Origin of the sequence: Paenibacillus lemnae, assembly GCF_012933385.1 — a bacterium.
In the GTDB taxonomy this organism is placed as follows: Bacteria; Bacillota; Bacilli; order Paenibacillales; family Paenibacillaceae; genus Paenibacillus_AQ; species Paenibacillus_AQ lemnae.
The window spans coordinates 98,360-116,454 of the sequence record NZ_JABBPN010000001.1 but is presented as its reverse complement, the minus strand read 5'-3'; the positions used below and the strand labels follow the sequence as shown (position 1 = coordinate 116,454).

Genomic DNA, 18,095 nt, shown 5'->3' with positions numbered 1-18,095 from the left:
GCTATTGCGTTATTTTCGCAACAAATAACGTAGCATGAATCCAACGCCGATCAAGCTAAAAAGTGACATCGCCATAGTCAGACATGCAGTCACTACCCATAAGTCTGTATTTCCAAAAAATCTGGTCAATATAGTGCAGGAGATCGATAAAATTCTGAAATAAAAAAAGCACCTCTTCGCAGAGGGCTTTCATTGCATCAAAGTGACTCCCAGTTCCTTCGGTACAGCCGCGACGGGCGGTGTCCGACATTCTCCGTGTAATGGTCGGTTTCAACCACAAGATCGGCCACTTTACGCCGAAAGGCTGCCTTCAGCAGCTCTTTATCCAAAATCACCTCATACACCTGCTGCAATTCCGTTAAGGTGAACTGTTTTGGCATCAAGTGCAGGGCCAGGTCGGTATCATTCGTCTGTCTTCGAAGCCTGTCGAGGGCACAGGCAATGATTTTGGCATGGTCAAACGCCAATCCATCATTGGACGTGATGGCGTACTGTGTAGACCTTGAAGTCGGCTTGGCCGTCACAATCCGGTCGATCACAGCCGTAAGCTCCTTCCCTTCGGCACTGAGCTTAAGCTCATAGCTGAAGGTTTGGATATAACCTTCGTCTAGAAGCTCCTTCTGCTCCCGCAGCAGCCGATAGCTCACCTGGAACCAGGCTGCAGCTTCGGCATCGTCCCCCGCCTGCAGAGAAAACCGGCTGCTGTCGATCAGTGCGATATAGCTGCAGCTCATGACCCAGGTGCGGGGATCCCGCCCCACATCCGTAAAGGTATACAACTGCTCCAAGTAGACATCATTCACTCCGGTTTCCTCATACAGCTCACGCGCCGCTGCCTGCTCCGCAGTCTCCTCCGGCCGGACAAAACCGCCAGGCAGCGCCCATTTCCCCAGGAAGGGATGCCCTCCGCGGCGAATGAGGAGGATACGCAGCTCCTTTTCCGGAAGCTTGCGGTAATTGTCCGTCTCCGTATGTGTAACCGTAAAAATCACCGTATCCGCCGCTACGGAAGGCCGCTCATAGTTCCCTGCCCGGTATTTCTCCAGGAATTCACGCTCTGTCAGTCCTTCGCGATCCACCATGTCCAAGAATCATCGCCTCCTAATCTTCCTACATATAGACTAAAATTCAAAGTTACCCCTCTGCGTGGCTGCGATGGCAAGTGTTTTTATAATCGCTCTTGTCGCCAAAATAATTGCTGTAAGGCTGGAACTTCCTGAGCACCTCATCGACCTTGTGCATCCGCTCCTCCAGCGTCCCCCTCAGCGTGATATAGGGAATGCGCCGCTCCTTCAAATCCGCAATAATCTGCTTGTGAAACACATGCCGTTTCTGATCCCCGCTGCGATCCCACGTATCGTCATAAGGAATATCATCATCACATAAGAAAAATATATCGTACCGCTGCGCGTTCTCCAAGGCAAGATGTGTCAGCAGCTCCGGTGCCCGCCCGTGATAATCCATAGCGAACCTGTACGTGGTAATTGCATTGGTATCGACAAAAAGATACCGGTTCGCGTTCAGGATGGCTTCCTCTTCCCGCTGTATATGGCCCACGGCGATTTCATCAAACGCTTCAAACCCGATTCGCCGGTCCTCCTGATGCGCTGTCCAGTAATCCCGTCCATACTCACTGGCATACGTCGTGCCGTACCGACGGGCCAACGCCTCGGTAATGGTCGACTTGCCGGTCGACATCGCGCCAACAAACACCACTTTTGTAATTAAATCGCGGTAGACGAGATCACTGACATAATCCCGATATTGAAACGGATCGGAGCGGACCATCGTCGCCGATATCGGTACCTGCCCGCGCGCTTCATCCACCCGGCGGTCGACAGCACCCAAAGCTATACTCATATGTTTGCCATAAAACTCACTGGAATAAAAGTGGGTCACCTGCTCACCCTGAAGCAGCCCCAGAATATACTGCTCTTCCCGCATTTCATGCTCCCGGTCATCGGAATACCCATCCGGACCATCCCAAGCCTCGATAACCCGAACCGCAGGATAAAGCTGTCGAATCCAGTTCGCCCGGATATGAAGCGGAATTGGAGAGACGGTTGTCTCATAAATGACCACGATCAGCTCGTCGACCTCCTGAAGTGCCGTTTCGATCATGAACTGATGCCCTTTATGCAGCGGAGCGAACTTCCCAAGTGTTAATCCGAGCGTCTTCATGCCAACGCCTCCTTCGCGCCTTTGTTCCAGTTATAGTAACCATAGACCGCATTCATCAGATACGCACTCCACATCACGATCATAATCACACCATCGTCGCTGCCGTCCAGTGTTCGGATTACCCACAGCAGCACCGTAAATATATTGAGCACAATATAGAGCAGCCATTGCTCTTTGAATCTTCTCACCATCAGAATGGTGGCTACTACCGAAAGTACCGTTGTAACCGCATCAATATAGGGGGAGTTCTGCCCCGGAATGAGCGACAGGCCATACCCCAGTAACAGGAAGCCTGCAATACAGACCGCCCCAACGATTGGAATGCCTTTGACATCCATCTGGCGCATCACCAATTTACCGCTCTGAAAATGATTTCGCCACATCAAGAAGCCAACCACATTCATCGGGACAAAGAACAGCAGATTCAGCATCACTTCACCAAACAATCCGTTGGTATACGACAAATAAGCATACCCGAAGGTATTATACATACCGAACACATAACTCATCAGCTTCCCCTTTGCCGTAAGCACCACGCACAGCACTCCGGTTATAAAGACCGAGAAACCAAACAGAGTGTCCTTGGATACAATTGTAATGCTGACAGCAATCAATGTGAACAAAACCAGCCAAAGAAGCTCGAATGCCTTCCAGTTACCTGTGTACTTCTTCATGAAATATCCCTCCCTGGTCACTTCTAACTTATTATCAATATGATATTTACAATTTGTTACTAACAAAATAACAGAGAAGCCACCAGGATGCAAGAGGTATTGCGCCGTGTCCCTTATTTACGTAAAAAAGGCCCTGCCAAAGGATCGTGAGAAATTCCAAGAAAAAAAGCCCTCTGTAAAGAGGGCCTTTAGCTCAATCATGAAACCTTGCTAACTTACTCTACTTCGGCTGCCGCTGACATCGACTGCAGAACAGGGCGTTTACCGGCACTATCCCATTCCCAAACCGTGTCAAAATCCCAGCCTAAAAGTCCTGTATAGGTGGACAGCGTCTCTACTTCACTTACAGACAGGCCTAACCCTCTAATGTTGGTTAGTGATCCTGCAGTGACACCTTCCTTATTCACGGTCATGCTGTTTGATGAATAATTATTCTGAAGTGTGGCGGTATGTCCCGAAAGCACTCGTCCCATCACCCGGTTCGCCATCGTTGGCGTTGTCACGGAGGGATTCAGCGCAATGACGTTTCGGACAACGGTTCCGTTATAGCCGTAGCCTGTCACACCGCCTGCATTACTTTTCAGTGCCTGAACAGCTCCAGCTGCATAAACGTTTTCTGTTAGACTGCCTGCGTTGGTAATCCCGATCAAGCCGCCGGCCTGACTCACCCGCGCAGTAACATTTGCGTCAGCGTAGCTGTTTCTTACCGTACCGTTGGAATAGCCGACAAGACCGCCGACGGTGCTGCCACCTTCGATGGAGCCCGTTACATAGCTGTTCTCTACCGTTCCGTTGTTCGTATTCACGAGTATGCCTATGTTGCTTGCCCCAGTGACGTTTGCATCGACCACAGCAATATTTTTAATCACACCGCCATTGAGATGAAAAAAGCCGCCCTGAGTTGAAGTTAGGTTGAGTATGGATTTATGGTTTCCATCAAATACGCCAAGGAAAGGCGTTCCCTTAAACAGAGGCTCGAACAGCTGCCCTGCAAAATCAAGATTATTCTCCAAAATATAATTTTCATTCGGGAATTCTGAGATGGTACTTAATTCGCTCACCGAAGAGATGATGTAGTAGCCATCTTCATTCTGATCCAGATCCGGCCTTGGAATATTGTCTTCGTTCAATTCCTCCAGATTACTTTGCAGCAATGGACGCTTCGCATCTTCATTCCAGACCCAGACCGAATCAAAATCCCAGCCCAGGGATCCGATATACAAAGCTGAACTCGAAAGTGCTGCTGCACTGACTCCCTGTCCCTTCTCATTGTTCGGATCATTGACAGTCACATTCTCACTGCTGACAAACATGTTCTCATCACCATAATTATTGAGAAGCGTTGCTGTTTCCCCAGCTAACACTCTTCCGACAATCCGGTTGGATGCAGATCCTGTAACAATCGACGGATTCAGTGCGATGCTGTTTTGAATAACCGTACTGTTATATGCGTATCCGCTGATCCCGCCAGCATTGGATTCTTCTGCTTTAACAGCACCCTTGGCATACACCTGTTCTGTTGTGCTTCCCCGGTTGGTGATCCCGATCAGGCCGCCGGCCTGCTTACCCCGTGCAGTGACGGAAGCAGTTGAATAGCTGTTTCTCACAGTCCCGCTTGAATAGCCCACGAGGCCGCCCACAGTGGAATTGCCTTTAATCGATCCCGTACTATAGGCATACTCCACAACGCCATCATTCTGATCCACCAGAATCCCGATACTGCTTCGGCGAACATCAATATTAGCATGGATGCCTACGTTGGTAATTGTGCCTTCGTTGATGGCAAAGAGACCCGCGCCGCCCGAAGATACGTTGACGCCTGTAATGCTGTGTCCCTGTCCATCCAGTGTACCGGTAAATGGCGTTCCATCCGCCCCGATCGCTTCAAAGAACACACCCTGACCATCAATGTCCTGAACCAGAACAAAATGTTTGTCCGGGAACTCATGTATTTTGTTGAGTCCGCCTGCACTTTTGATTTGATACGGATTGCTTGCCGAACCATCGCCCAGCATGCCCTCTTTCACCGTTAAAGGGTCTGCTAACGGCTCTTTATCGACTGCATTATTCACCAATCTTACAATGATCGTATGTTCATCGCTGAACGCAAGCGGGGTATCGAGTACGATGATCTGCTCACGTCCGAGATGCTCCAGCGTGGCTTCTTGTACCACCGTCTCCAGCAGCTGTTCACCCGTGTGATCCCGCTTTTCTGCAATCACGGTCACCGTCGCCAGCGAGCTCGGATAATTCAGGACGCCGACACCCTCAAGGACATTATTGTCTACCACCGCGCTCGTCAGGTTCAAATAATCTACAGGCTGATTGATCGTAAATGCATCAATTTCAGTGCCGTCGCTGTTGTAAGCCCTCAATGTGAGAGCTTGATCATTTGATTCCAAAATAACGCCGGTCTGCTTGTTTTCGTCATATACGATATGATCCCAGTCAAATACTTTGTTATCCTGAAACGCCGGACCTGATGAACCCACGGTCACAAAAGTGGTCCCTAAATTCATCGCTTCAGCCGATAAATCTTTGACTCCGTCTCGTATCGTGGTCCGTTTGTATACTTGATCATGGCCCCCGATATACAAACTGACGCCAAGCCGTTCAAATGCTTGAGACAATTTCCCTCTCATCATGTCCATACCGGTCTCATCGCCAGATTGACCGCCATAATAAGGGTAATGTCCCATCACAATTTTCCACTTCTTGTCCGTTGTCCGCATATCCTTCTCCAGCCAAGACAGCTGCTTGTCAAAATCCAGTACAGAATTCAGAACCGCAATATGCATATCGCCATAATCAAACGAATAATTCGTTTCCCGGTAACTGCCTTCGCCGTTCTTCGGCAGGTTGAAGAACCCGGAGAATGATCCAAATTTCCGATCCGTCAAACGTTCACGGTCCCCTACAACATGAGCTGAAACCAGCCCCAGATCGTTGTTATAAATGCTGTTAAACACATCATTCCATGCATACATATTGCCGCCGGTCTCGACCAAGTCTCCGACTTGAACCACCGTCTGGCCGTTTGCATTTTTAGACTGCAGCACGTTCAGCATATTCTGAAAGAGCTGGAAGCTTGCCGAATTGCGATCCGGGACGCCAAGATCCCCCATGACATACATCACAGCTTCCTCAGAGGATGCAGCGGTCTTAAAGCTGTAGCTGCTGCTCCAAGGGCCGCTTGGTGACATGCCATATCGATAGTCATATGTTGTCCCTAAGTCGAGATCGGTGACACTGACTTCATGGGCTGCCAGCACCCGATAGTTACTGTCAGCAAATGTATCGCCATAGGCAGTTTGAAAATAAGAGGCGCCCGCTTGTACGAGGTCCGCATTGTCCCAGGATGCCTCAGACTCCGGTTTATACTGCACATACGCTGTTTCAAGTGCCTTATCGGTCACAATATTGATGCCTACTTCTCGTTCATTTCCGCCTACATTTACCACAGGCTGAAACTCATCCAGAATGCTGTCTGCATCCAGATTTTGTGCGTCTACAAGCAATCGAACAAGCTCCACACGCGTATTTCCTTGGGCGTCGGTGGCTGCATATTTAATAAAATATTCACCATACATGTCCACGTTAAACTGCTGATTTGAAACTGGTACTTCTCCTTTATCGTTCAATACGGTAGCCTCAACCGTTAAGGATTGACCGCCATCCGCCGTCGCGGAAGCGCCCAGCACCTCCACTTGATTTCCAAGCTGGATCGTGTCCGGATATTGTCCTTGAACCGTAATTTCAGGCGCATGTACCGTACCTCTCGTTTCCTCACCAATCCAGATCGGAGCACTGATCGCCTCATCCCCGTCGGTCTGGAAAGCTCTGACGAGGAAATAGTCCCCATTTTCGCTGTCCAGGTTTACATTCTTTTCAAATGAACTGCTGGCAATATTGTTGTACTCCTGCAGAATTTCACCGCTGTTTTTGTAGACCACAACTTTGTCCAGATGATCGTTTGCATCCGGGTCATGGATCTCGATCTTTAGGTTGATTTTCTTTGTCTTAGCCGGAAGGATCGATCCCATCATCTTACCTTTTGTGGAAACTGCCAGCTCCAGGTTGCGGTCAAAGGATACATAGGTGCGGTGGTTTTGCATCGCATCGTAAAGACCTTCCCGAGTAAGTTGATCTCCCCACATTCCTGTCACATGAGGCTGAACCATGCCCCAATTTCCTTTATGCTCGTCTCCGCCAAATACAGGAGAGACATGCCAGCCCCGATCCAGCACCTTGGTATAGGTTGCAAAATCATTGGCGGATTTGTATTCCATCATATTAATGTTGTTGTCAACGTCCTGGTTAAAGTGTTTAAAGTCCTGGAAGCTCCAGTTACCTGTGAAGCGCGGATGATTAAACTGAGCTATCGCTTGAGGATCCTGAGCCAGTCTTGCGTAAAAGGTGGGCAGATCATATTTAATATCGCCCCAGCCCCACGTGCCGTCCGCACCTGCTCCATGTGTTCTGGCAAACCATTCTGCATTAAATAAATTCATATGGCCCGATTCATCGTACCACGTCACTTCCGTACCGGGCAGCGTCACAAATTCGTTATCATGGTTATGGACATCGGATTGCTCATGCAGTACCTTGTATTCGTCGGAATAAGAGTCTTGAACATTGGTAATAAAATCACTGCCTGTACTGATGTCATACGTCACGTCATGCTCAGTCACGGCAAAAAAATCAAAGTCTGTATTGTTCTTCACAAAATTGTAAGCATCATTAGGCAGCAGTATTCCATCACTTAGCGATGTGTGAGAATGCAAATGACCTTTGTAAAGGGAAGCCCCTAAGTGTGTGGCTCTACCCTCATTAGAAACACCATCCTGATCTGAGGATGCGGACACATTGATGCCATTACTTTGATTAAACACACCTGCAATAACACAAGCCATCACAACAAAGAGCAGTCTTCTTCTTTGAGACTTCAAATTAAATCCTCTCCCTTATCGGCTTCATTACAGCTGCAGCAGCCCCTTAATGACGGGGGCGAGCGACTGTGCCATGCGCAGGAATCCGAGGTCTGTTGGATGTGTTCCGTCAACCGTGCAGTCATTGACGAAGTCATTCCCCAGCAGCTCAGAACCGTCGACGAAATGGATATGCTGGTCTCCTTCTGTCCGCCGCTGCTCAACATTCTGTATTTGAATCAGCCTGCGGGTATCATTAAGCTCCCTCCTTTCAGAGTAGAACTGGTCTTCCGCAGTGCAGATTCTGGACACAACCAATATAGGGACTTCAGGATGCCGATCTCTCAAAATCTGAATGAATGCAGGCAGTGTTCCTGCAATGTTCTCGGACTTCCCTGTGTTCCCTTCGTAATCCAGAATGAACATCGCAGGATCCTCGATGTCCGCCATGATCTGTGCGAGCTCCGGCTCACCCTTTCCATTTCCCGAGAAGCCAAGATTGACGAACTCCATCGGAATCATACGGCTGAGAATATTGGGATAGGCCATACCCGGCCGGGAGGCGCAGCCTCCTTGCGTGATGGAAGTTCCATATATAATAACGGGTCTGCTGCTTGCATAGGCAGGTGCAGGACTTAGGACAGCATCCTGATCTACACCGATCCACACTTCTTCTACCCCTTGGTAGAGCGGCAGATTCAAGGTGACCGCCACTTCTCTGGGAGATTCCCAGTGATAAAGCTGTGATTCATATTCACTTTCCGCCGGTTTTAATTTCGCTGTGGTGATAAAGTTCTGCTCTCCCTGCTCTCCAATATAGCAGTCCACCCCGCACTGCCCTGTCGGCGCCATGTGATACATATTGGCTGGTCCGGCAAGCCGCACCCGGATCACCAGCCTGGAAGAATTGGTGCGAAAGCGAATTTGACCGCCTGCCGTACAATAAGCAAGGGTATCCACCGCAGGAGGCACAACTTCACTGGAAGCCAAGGGGAGGCGTCTGTAAATGCCATCCTCCGCAAGCCAAGGGAAGCCCGCGATGTGAAAAGGCGCTTCAAGCGGAGAATGCCATCTCAACTGCTCGCTATTTTTGGTCTCCGGGTATAACGTTCCGCCCAGCTTATCCAGGTTTACGTCTTTCGATTGAACGGTCATCTATGTCTACTCCCTTACTTTAATGTGCTGCTATCCCTTTACCGCTCCCATGGTTGCGCCTTCCATCAGCAGTTTCTGGAATAAGATATAAATAATAATGGACGGTACCATCGCAATGGTTACACCGGCAAACAAGGTTACCCAGTCTGCTGTAAACTCCATTTGCTTATTGGCAGAATACATTTGCACCGCAATAGGGTACTTCCCGGGATCACTCAAATAGATAAATGGTGCCAGGAAATTGTTATAGAAGCCTAAGAACTTGAATACACCGACGGTTACAATACCCGGTGTAGACAGCGGAACAATCACGCGCCAGAATTTTTGAAATAATGTCGCGCCATCCATCGTTGCGCTCTCCTCCAGCTCCACGGGCAGAGAACTCATAAATCCGCCGAGCAGCATGAGGTAAAACACGCTTTCACCCAGACTGGACAGAAGAATCAATCCGGTCAAGCTGTTGGTCAAGCCCAGTTCCCGCATAATGACATACTGGGGTACAAGCGCGTTGATGCCGGGCAGGAACAGGGACAGCATAATCAAGCCCCAAATCAGTTTTCTACCCCTGAACTGCATCCGAGTCAGTGCATAGGCGTTAATGGTTGTGAAGAACAGCCCCAGCACCATACTCCCCCCAACATAATAAAGGGTATTTAAGAGTGATTGTCCGAAGCCGTATTGGTTCCAGGCCTTCGAATAATTTTGCCAACGCAGTTCCGAAGGCAGTGACCATATATTTTTGAAAAACTCAGGATTGCTTTTAAACGATTCGTAAACTATCCAAATCAAGGGGAATAGTATGGTCAGCGACCAGGCATACAGCACCAATCGCCATACGATGTCCATTAATGTTCGTTTTTCCTTCAATGAAATCCCTCCGAACCTTCATATGCGAATTAGTACTCGTAGCCTCTATTCGGTACAAATTTATCAATTAACAGCTTGGCCGTGACCAAGATCACGAACAGAATCATACCGACTGCAGACGCGTAGCCGTAATTCCGATATTCAACACCAAACGCCAGGTTAAACATGTAGAGGCCGATGACATCTGTTGACCCGAAGGGGCCCCCATTCGTCATGATGAGGATAATTTCGAAACCCTTCATGGTGCCGACGACGAGGAACAATGCACTGACGCGGATAATGGGCGTAACGAGCGGCATGGTGATTTTCATCAAGCGTGTCATATGTCCGGCTCCTTCAAGAATAGCCGCCTCGTACAATGATTTCGGAATTCCGAGCATCGCATTGGCAAAAATAATGACGTACAAGCCGACGCCGCCCCAAACCCAAGCCGGAATAATAGATAGCAGCGCCGTGCTTTCATTGCCCAGCCAGTAGAAATTCCCGACATCGATTCCGACAAACTTCAGAACCCCGTTGAGCAGCCCGTACGATCCGTCATAAATGAAAGCCCAGAGAAGCGCAACAACGACGGTAGATAATACGTTCGGGAAGAAAAACAACACTTTCAGAAACTTATTTTCTTTATACGTCTTGTTCGTAATTAAATAGGCGAGCAGCAAGGAAATGACAATGACAAAGAAAGGCACTGTAATCATAAAAATCAAATTGTGGGTAAGCGCACGCCATACATACTTATCCTGGAACGCGGTAACAAAATTGGACAGCCCGACAAACGTCGCATCTGTAAATCCATCCCAATCGAGCATCGCATAATATACGGACAGAATGTTCGGAAATAAGGTAAAGAGCAGATAGCCGCCAAAGGGAGGCACAATGGCTATGATCAGAAATATCCACTTCTGCGTATTCGCTTTATCGAGGCCTAAACGCTTGCGCGCAGGTGCTTTTGGTGCCTTCACAACAGTTGAATCCGACACAAGAGCTCAACTCCTATCTTTTTAAAAAGGAAGAGCGGAGAAGGTTCTCCCCGCTTCGCCCAATCTTATTTCTTTTCAGCTTCCACCGCTTTTTTCAGCAGTTCTTCCGCCTGTTCCAGAATCGGCTTCGGATCCTGCAGGCCCATCGCAAATTTCACAATATTCTCATTCATTAATTTTTCTGCCTGGGCAAGATTCGGATCAGAAATGCTGATCGACCGGCTTGCCTTATAGGTCTGAGCTTTGTTATCTGCAATGTACTTCAGTACAGCTTGCGCAGAGCTGGTAAGTTTAGCTGCTCTTTCAGGGTCCTCCGCCAGATCCTTACGCATTGGCAAAGCACCTGCATTTTCGGCAGCGAACTGTTGATTCTCAAGCGTAACCATCCATGCGATCAGCTCTTTTGCCCACTTTTTGTTCAAGTCCGGCTTCGCTGCCCAGATATAGTTGAAGTTGGTCGTTCCGCTGCGAATCCAGAGCGTTTGATCCGTGTTCTCTCGGAAAGGAACCGCCATGTAGCCCCATTCAAAGTCCTCGGGAGTCGCTTCTTTCATCTCATTCTCAACATGTGTCCCTGTGGATACCATGGCGGCCTGCCCCTGAATCACCTGCATTTGGGATTGGGTATGGTTCAAGGCCGGAAGTCCTTCAGCAAAATATCCTTCTTTGCCAAGCTCATAGAAGCGCGTCCAGGCTTCAATGTTTTCTGGATTGGTGTATTGCGGCAAACCGTACGTTCTGTAATTTTCGATAAATTCATCCACATGTCCATTGATATCAGCCAGCTCAAAGTTTTTCGCAACGCCGAAAGCCCAGTTATGGTAGCTTGGATGAATGCCCGGGAACGTTATGGGAGCAATGCCATCCGCTTTAATATCTGCCAGAAGGGTCTTGAATTCATCCCATGTGTTCGGGTTTTGGTTCCAGCCGTGCTCCTCGAACAGCTTTTTGTTAAAGAACAATCCTCCGAAGCTGCTCGCTGTCGTAAATTCATATCTTTTCCCCTGGATCAGCGGTGTGGATTCGTACATACCCGGCATCATGAGATCCTTGACCTTTTTGTCCGGTGCGTCTGGAAGCGGGTATTCCCAGATATCATCCATCGGTTCCAGCTTGCCGGCTTCCGCAAGCCCGACAATGCCTCCAGACGGCTCTGTATTGAACAGATCAAACATATCTTTATCATTTCCTGCGGAGATCCTGGTGGAAAGAATCGTCTTCATGTCTGCTGAAGCAGTGATGTCTAATTTGACATTGGGGTACTTGGCTTTGAACGATTCAGCGGCATTGTCAAAAAAATCCCGGCCATAGCCTCCTACAAAGAGACCCACCTTCAGCGTGACTTCTTCATTCTTCGGCAATCCATTCTCATAAAGCTCGACTTCTGCACCTGGTTTATCCGAGCCAGGGGTTGTACCTGATGCGCCCTCGTTCGTTCCGCTGTTTCCGCCACAGCCCGCCAGCATGGCTATGGATAATAATGCTGCAATACCCGAGCTCATCCACCGTTTCTTGTTTCCATTCAACATTTCTTCGACCCCCAATTAATTAATAAATATATTGGATTAACTATTTCAGCATAACGCTGTTTTGTTCGGCTTTTGTCAAAGCCCGGTAAATCATTTGTAAATATTTACTGATGTTAGACGGCTTATCATATTTCTTCACATTCATACAAGCGCTTACATTTTGGTAAAAATAAGAAACTTCCCGCTTTGTTCGAGAATTATTAGGTTGAGTATATAACCTCCCTGGTCCAAGCCATCTCTTATAGCTTGCAGTTGAAAATTCATTTAATCAATTCAGTTTACAAATATAATATATCATCTGATGACAATGTCAACACAATTTTTAGTTTGTACAAGAACAATACAATGGATTGGAACTTTAATTCCCATATAATTAATGCTACACTTATTACAAAGACCGACTTAATTTGTCAAATGTTTTGAATTACTATAGATAAAATGTTGCTGGAAAGAGGATGCTTACCGTGAAGGATACGATCAGACAAACTAGCCATATGTTATTGAAATCCATTAATCAGCAGAAGGTTCTTTTTCTCATCTATTCAGAAGGCCCGATCTCTCGAGTAGAGCTTGCGGAAAAGACAGGACTAAGCAGACAAACGGTAACCAATATCGTTAATCGGCTGCTGGAAGACAAAATCATCGTGACCGGTGAGCTTATGGATTTGGAGGTCGGCAGCGGAAGAAAAAGAGTCGGCCTTCACATTAATAGCGGTCACTATTATGCCATCGGCCTTGAACTCGCGGGCAAATACATTCGCGGAAAAGTATACAACCTGCGTCAAGAGGCTGTCGCTTCCGCTGAACGCACAAGCAGCAAATATGGTTCGATCGATGTGCTGATGCAGCTGCTGCATGAAGTAATCGATGAGCTGCTCACTCAGGTGCCCAACCCCTCCAAAATAAAAGGAATTGGAATCAGTATGCAGGGTCTCGTAGATTCTCAGCATGGTATCGTTCTGCGGACACCCGGTATTGGGGTTCATCGCCTCCCGCTCAAGCAGCTGCTTGAAGGTAAATATCACATTCCTGTGTACATCGAGAACGATGTCAATCTTCTCTCTGTCAATGAAAATATGAACGGCTCTTTGAAGGAATCCAGCAACAATATTACGATCAAATTTGATTATGGTACTGGCGGCGCCATCGTCCAGAACAAGCAAATTATATCGGGCTCGAGCTTTGTTGCAGGTGAATTCGGGCATTATAAAGGTTTTTATGGAGAAGACGCTTATCCATGTCACTGCGGCAGATCCGGATGCTTGACGACGCTGGCTTCCAGCAGCGGGCTTAGCGTTTCTATCAAATGCACACTAGAGGAGTTCGCAGAAGGGATCAGAACAGGAGATCCAAAGTTCCTTAGTTTATATGAGAAAATTGTGAATGGCATTGCCATCGCCGTTACCAATATCATCACATTTATAAATCCGGACAGTGTGCTTATGACAGGCCGCGTCATTCCAGCCATCAGTCCCGAAATGTTCAGCGAGATCAAGGCCCGCGTGCTGCACGAGCTGCCTGTAACGGTTAATAACGTGCAGCTGATTCACCTTCAGGATAAACCGGACGAAACCAAGCTTGCAGCCGGATTAGTTATTAAGCACGCATTCGAAATTCCGCTGGATACGCTGTCTCTTTGATGCGAAAGACAAAGCTGAAAAACAAAGATGCCTGTCCCCATCGATATAGGTGCAGGCATCTTTGTTTTGTTAATGTCCAATGCTTATAGGTTCACGCTACTCTTGTTCCTCCTGCAGACCGCTGTATGCAATGTTCTCTCTCACATCCAATTTATAGTCATCTGCCCGCGCCTGCGGCTCACGAGTATGAATGATTTCTTTCAGGCGTTCAATTCTCGGTGGCTCTCTGTTAATGATCCGTCCGAAGGCCTCGACAATATCTTTTCTGTAGGCGGTACCGGCCAAGCTTTCTATTTCCTCATAAGCCTCACTTTTGGACAGGGAGTCCCGGTAAGATCTCGGCGTCGTGATCGCCAGGAACACCTCCACCAGTCCGAGCATTTGTGAGAGGATCGGGATTTGGTCGTCTTTCAGACGGTAGGGATACCCGGTGCCATTCACCTTCTCGTGGTGATAGAGAAATGTGTTCTGAGCGTCCAGGAGATCCGGCACATCTCCGAACAATTCCCTCGCCATGAAGCAGTGCTCTTGGACAACCTCCAGCTCGAACTCTGACAACTTTCCTTCCTTCTCAAACATATAATCCGGCAGCTTTACCCGGCTCACAAAGTGTAATAGGGACAGCATATCGATTTCCCAGTCTTTAGAAGTGTTGCCCTGGTGCTCCTTCCAAAGCGCTTTAAGCAGATGGCTCATGTCACTGATTTCTTTGCGTGAGGTTTGTGTTTTCCGCTCGCCAACGGAAATGAAGCTTTGCAGCAGGTTAATAATTTGCTGCTTTTGCTGCTGTAGAGCAATGCTTTCAACATGTTTCTTTTGTTGTTCGCGGGTCAGAACTGCAATGCCTCCAAGCAGTACGCTGCCCAAGGAGATCAGAATCCGAAATTCGACGGTTTGAATCATGGAGCTTTCTGAGAATTCCGAACCCTCGTGTCTCACTATGCCTAAACCGAAAAACAACAATAGGTAGAGCAGAGAATAGAGCTTATATTCTCGTCCACTCGCAATCAAGCCGAGCATGACAGGATAAAATAAAAGGAACGTCCATGCCTGATCGAATATTCCTGGGTGAAAATATATCGACACTCCGATGATAAGCAAAAAAACGATGAATGCAATTACCTTCCGACTGGGATTCTGATACCCTTTGGTTCGCTTATCTACATACAGCAGCCCTCCTGAAACGACCGACAGCACTGCCAGCGTCGCAGCCAGCTCGCTGGATCCGTTACGTTCCGCGAGCGCCGTATTCACCAGCTCGAAGAGTGCCAGAATCGCGAAGATGGAGCTGATCAGAAGCAGAAGCAGACGATGCGGAGGCTCCGCGAACAGTCTATTTACCAGCATGTGCATTCCACCTGTCCTGCGCATGATCAATATTCTCCTTCGTCTGATAGAGTTTGGCCCCTCCCATGATGCACTGAATCGCAGACAAAAGCTGTCCGGGATCGGTATCCTTCATAAAATAACCGTCTACGCCGGCCTTGGCGGCCTTATAGATATCCTCACACTCGTCGAGTGCTGTCAGTATGATAATTTTCATATTTGCATCTTTGGCTTTCAGACGTTCTGCACCTTCAATGACCGACAGGCCCGGCATTTTCAAATCCGTAAGCAGCAGATCCGGCAGTAATCTTTTGCAGCACTCCAGTACTTCCGTACCATTACAAGCTTCCCCCACAATACGATATTCAGGGCTTGCGCTCAGCAGCATTCGGAGACCCAGCCGGGCATGTGGACGGTCGTCCGCGATGATAACTTTAAACATACGTTAAACTCCTCTCCCGAGGGATTGTGGCGGTTATTCTAGTTCCCCTCCCATCATCAGAATGAACAGAGATCGACCCCTCCAGCGCTTTAATCCGATTACTCATACCTATCATACCAAATTTGCCCTGCTGCTCTAGGTTACCGTTATTCTTCAATCCAACACCATCATCCTTCACCACAATGGTCCATTGGACGCTCGTGACCTCCAGGCGGACAAAAAGCTTGTTAGCCTGTGCATGCTTAATAACATTGTTCGCCGCTTCCTCAATAAAGTGATAAATAGTCTCCTCGATTTCGACGTTTTCTTTCGAGGTCCATCCCGCATTTTCAAAGATTAAATCTACACCGGCAGAACCGGCGATGCGATGCAGCATCTTCTCGATCGCTTCGTTAAGGTTGAATCTCCGTTTCTCTCCCTTAAGCTCGGTAATCAGCTTCCGAATATCACCATGGCTCTCTTTCACCCGTTTCTCCATCTCGGATACCATACTCAGCAGCTCTTCCGAGCTCTTCGTCTGAAGCATGCCCTTGAATTGGAACAGCTGAATAGACAGGAAGAATAACTCCTGGGCGATGCCGTCATGAATATTCTGGGCCACCACTTCGCGCTCGTTCGCAACAGCTTTGTACTGAATTTCCTTTACCTGTTTGTTCATATCAAAATAAGCTTCAAACTTCATAAGTATCAACTTGGTATACATCTGGTCAAACAGCGGGAGTTCGCCTTTCTTCGCTGCTATCAGCAGCCAGCCATACTTCCTGCCGCTACGGATTCTTAAGGGCTGTACGAGCATGTCCAGCGCTTCACCCGTCGGCGAAACCAAGCTAAGATTGGTCTTGTGATTCAAGGGCGATTGGAGCATAAGCTGATTCTTGTAATAAGCGTGAATCCAGCTTTGATCCTCAGGCTCCAGGTTTGATGTATTGAGGCAGAGCCAGAGCGGGCGGTCTTTTAAAATTGTTTTGAGTGCTCTTTCAACATACTCAACCGCTGCCGAAGGACTGGATTGGAGCGGCAATGGACGAGAAATATAGATGGAAGTCATCAGGCGGATATGATGTGTTATTTTTTGAACGCCGTGGTGTACGGCCAAGGAGAAGATAAAAAATAAAAAACACAGCATCAGGTAAGTGTGGCTATTAGCGATGTATATACTGATTTCTATGCCATCCGCTGCTGCGAAAATAATGGGTATCAGCGAAAGATACGCACAGGATGCAATATAATACCAATTCCAGCGGACATGCAGTTTTATCATGGCTAAGCTTACGAGACTATATAGAAGGAACGGACTGGAAGTCCCCCCAGTCATCCATAGGAGGTATGCTTGAACGAGGAGGTCTCCAGCGAACATAAGGGCCGATAGTTTTCGCGCCGATGATCTGCTGAAGACCGCGATGCTGTACGCCGCTTGCATGCCAGCTGCTGCTAGAACCGGTTGAACCGGCTCTTCCTGGCGAGATCCCAAATACAGCATAAAACAGGACAACAATAGGATCCACTTCCATATGATCGAGAGAGATATATTCTGCATCCGATGTACCATTCCTGAATTCTCCTAAAGATGAATATTTTAGTAGGCAAAAGGTCTTGCTTCATTTACAATACTTATATAGCAATAATAGGCACTTCTTACTATTTTCAAGTATATCATACGATTTGAAGTAAGGGAGTGAAACCAGGCATGATTCATTTAATGATTCTTGACGATCATCCTCTTGTTCGCCATGGGATTCGTATGGTCGTATCCACCGAGAACAACATCCATATCGTCGGTGAAGCCGCAAACCCGTCAGAAGCTCTGGAATTGATGTCAAGCGCCAACCCTGGACTCGTATTGGTCGATTTAAATCTGGGTGGAGACAACGGGCTTGAATTTATTCGCCATGCCAGAAAGAATAAATTTCAATGCAAATATATTGTTTTGACCTCCTCTGCTACTAGCGAGCAGCTGCGCATGGCACAAGAGCTGGGGGTTGAAGGCATTTGCCTGAAGGAAGCGCTACCAGAGGATCTGCTGTATGCAATCGACGTGGTCTCACGCGGTCGCAAGTATTACGATCCCGTATGCATGGAAGCTTTAATGGAGACAACGACACCAAGCTATAGTAAACCAGCTCTTGATGAACTTACGCCCAAGGAGTTTGAAGTGCTGCTGTCACTCGGAAAGGGACGCTCAAACAAAGAAATCGCAAGCGAGTTCCATATTACCGAATTCACCGTCAAGAAGCATGTCAGTCAAATTCTGTCCAAACTATCCCTCACGGATCGAACCCAAGCCGCCTTGTTCGCACTCTCTCATGGACTTGTCGAGTTCGAGCTCAGCCCTTCTTAGAGATATAAAGAAAAATCCGCCGCTTACCGTCGGAT

The 18,095-nt window shown here is 48.0% G+C and carries 14 protein-coding genes; 2 read left to right on the top strand and 12 right to left on the bottom strand.

The features are described from left to right. Positions 1-197: 197 nt before the first annotated feature. The 8 genes from HII30_RS00545 to HII30_RS00510 form a co-directional block, all read right to left on the bottom strand. Complete coding sequence (locus tag HII30_RS00545; protein WP_169502977.1) at positions 198-1,088, bottom strand: NUDIX hydrolase; 891 nt, start codon at positions 1,086-1,088, stop codon at positions 198-200. A 46-nt stretch (positions 1,089-1,134) separates the two neighbouring features. Further along, positions 1,135-2,181 carry an AAA family ATPase gene (locus tag HII30_RS00540; RefSeq protein ID WP_169502976.1) on the bottom strand — a complete coding sequence of 349 codons (1,047 nt, stop codon included), beginning with the start codon at positions 2,179-2,181 and terminating at the stop codon, positions 1,135-1,137. Further along, positions 2,178-2,855: a nicotinamide riboside transporter PnuC gene (gene pnuC / locus HII30_RS00535; protein ID WP_169502975.1), complete on the bottom strand. Its 678-nt coding sequence runs from the start codon at positions 2,853-2,855 to the stop codon at positions 2,178-2,180. Before pnuC ends, HII30_RS00540 begins: the two co-directional genes overlap by 4 nt. Positions 2,856-3,070: 215 nt before the next feature. Beyond that, entirely contained in the window at positions 3,071-7,804 is a 4,734-nt protein-coding gene (locus HII30_RS00530) for a CehA/McbA family metallohydrolase (RefSeq protein ID WP_246245894.1), read from the bottom strand. A 27-nt stretch (positions 7,805-7,831) separates the two neighbouring features. Then, complete coding sequence (locus HII30_RS00525; RefSeq protein WP_169502974.1) at positions 7,832-8,938, bottom strand: SGNH/GDSL hydrolase family protein; 1,107 nt, start codon at positions 8,936-8,938, stop codon at positions 7,832-7,834. 30 nt (positions 8,939-8,968) lie between these two features. Next, positions 8,969-9,805, bottom strand: coding sequence for a carbohydrate ABC transporter permease (locus HII30_RS00520; RefSeq protein WP_169502973.1), 837 nt, complete (start codon positions 9,803-9,805; stop codon positions 8,969-8,971). Between the two features lie 29 nt (positions 9,806-9,834). Beyond that, the gene (locus HII30_RS00515) at positions 9,835-10,785 is read right to left on the bottom strand and encodes an ABC transporter permease subunit (protein ID WP_169502972.1); all 951 of its coding nucleotides are present in this window, start codon (positions 10,783-10,785) and stop codon (positions 9,835-9,837) included. Between the two features lie 65 nt (positions 10,786-10,850). Continuing rightward, positions 10,851-12,314 carry an ABC transporter substrate-binding protein gene (locus tag HII30_RS00510; RefSeq protein WP_169502971.1) on the bottom strand — a complete coding sequence of 488 codons (1,464 nt, stop codon included), beginning with the start codon at positions 12,312-12,314 and terminating at the stop codon, positions 10,851-10,853. A gap of 494 nt (positions 12,315-12,808) precedes the next feature. Here HII30_RS00510 and HII30_RS00505 point away from each other — a divergent pair, with 494 nt between their 5' ends. Next, complete coding sequence (locus HII30_RS00505; protein WP_246245892.1) at positions 12,809-13,954, top strand: ROK family transcriptional regulator; 1,146 nt, start codon at positions 12,809-12,811, stop codon at positions 13,952-13,954. Between the two features lie 96 nt (positions 13,955-14,050). Here the strand turns inward: HII30_RS00505 and HII30_RS00500 are convergent, their stop codons facing one another. The 4 genes from HII30_RS00500 to HII30_RS00485 form a co-directional block, all read right to left on the bottom strand. Then, a complete protein-coding gene (locus HII30_RS00500; protein WP_169502969.1) occupies positions 14,051-15,301 on the bottom strand; it encodes an HD-GYP domain-containing protein in 1,251 nt (416 codons plus the stop codon). Further along, positions 15,288-15,722 (bottom strand): response regulator, encoded by a 435-nt coding sequence (locus tag HII30_RS00495; protein WP_169502968.1) that lies wholly within the window; start codon positions 15,720-15,722, stop codon positions 15,288-15,290. Before HII30_RS00495 ends, HII30_RS00500 begins: the two co-directional genes overlap by 14 nt. After that, the gene (locus HII30_RS00490) at positions 15,715-16,818 is read right to left on the bottom strand and encodes a sensor histidine kinase (RefSeq protein ID WP_169502967.1); all 1,104 of its coding nucleotides are present in this window, start codon (positions 16,816-16,818) and stop codon (positions 15,715-15,717) included. The genes HII30_RS00495 and HII30_RS00490 overlap by 8 nt, the downstream gene beginning before the upstream one ends. 181 nt (positions 16,819-16,999) lie before the next feature. Then, positions 17,000-17,233: a hypothetical protein gene (locus HII30_RS00485; protein ID WP_169502966.1), complete on the bottom strand. Its 234-nt coding sequence runs from the start codon at positions 17,231-17,233 to the stop codon at positions 17,000-17,002. 176 nt (positions 17,234-17,409) lie between these two features. On the opposite strand from HII30_RS00485, the gene HII30_RS00480 reads away from it, so the two are divergent. Beyond that, positions 17,410-18,060: a response regulator gene (locus tag HII30_RS00480; protein WP_211184347.1), complete on the top strand. Its 651-nt coding sequence runs from the start codon at positions 17,410-17,412 to the stop codon at positions 18,058-18,060. Positions 18,061-18,095 lie beyond the last annotated feature (35 nt).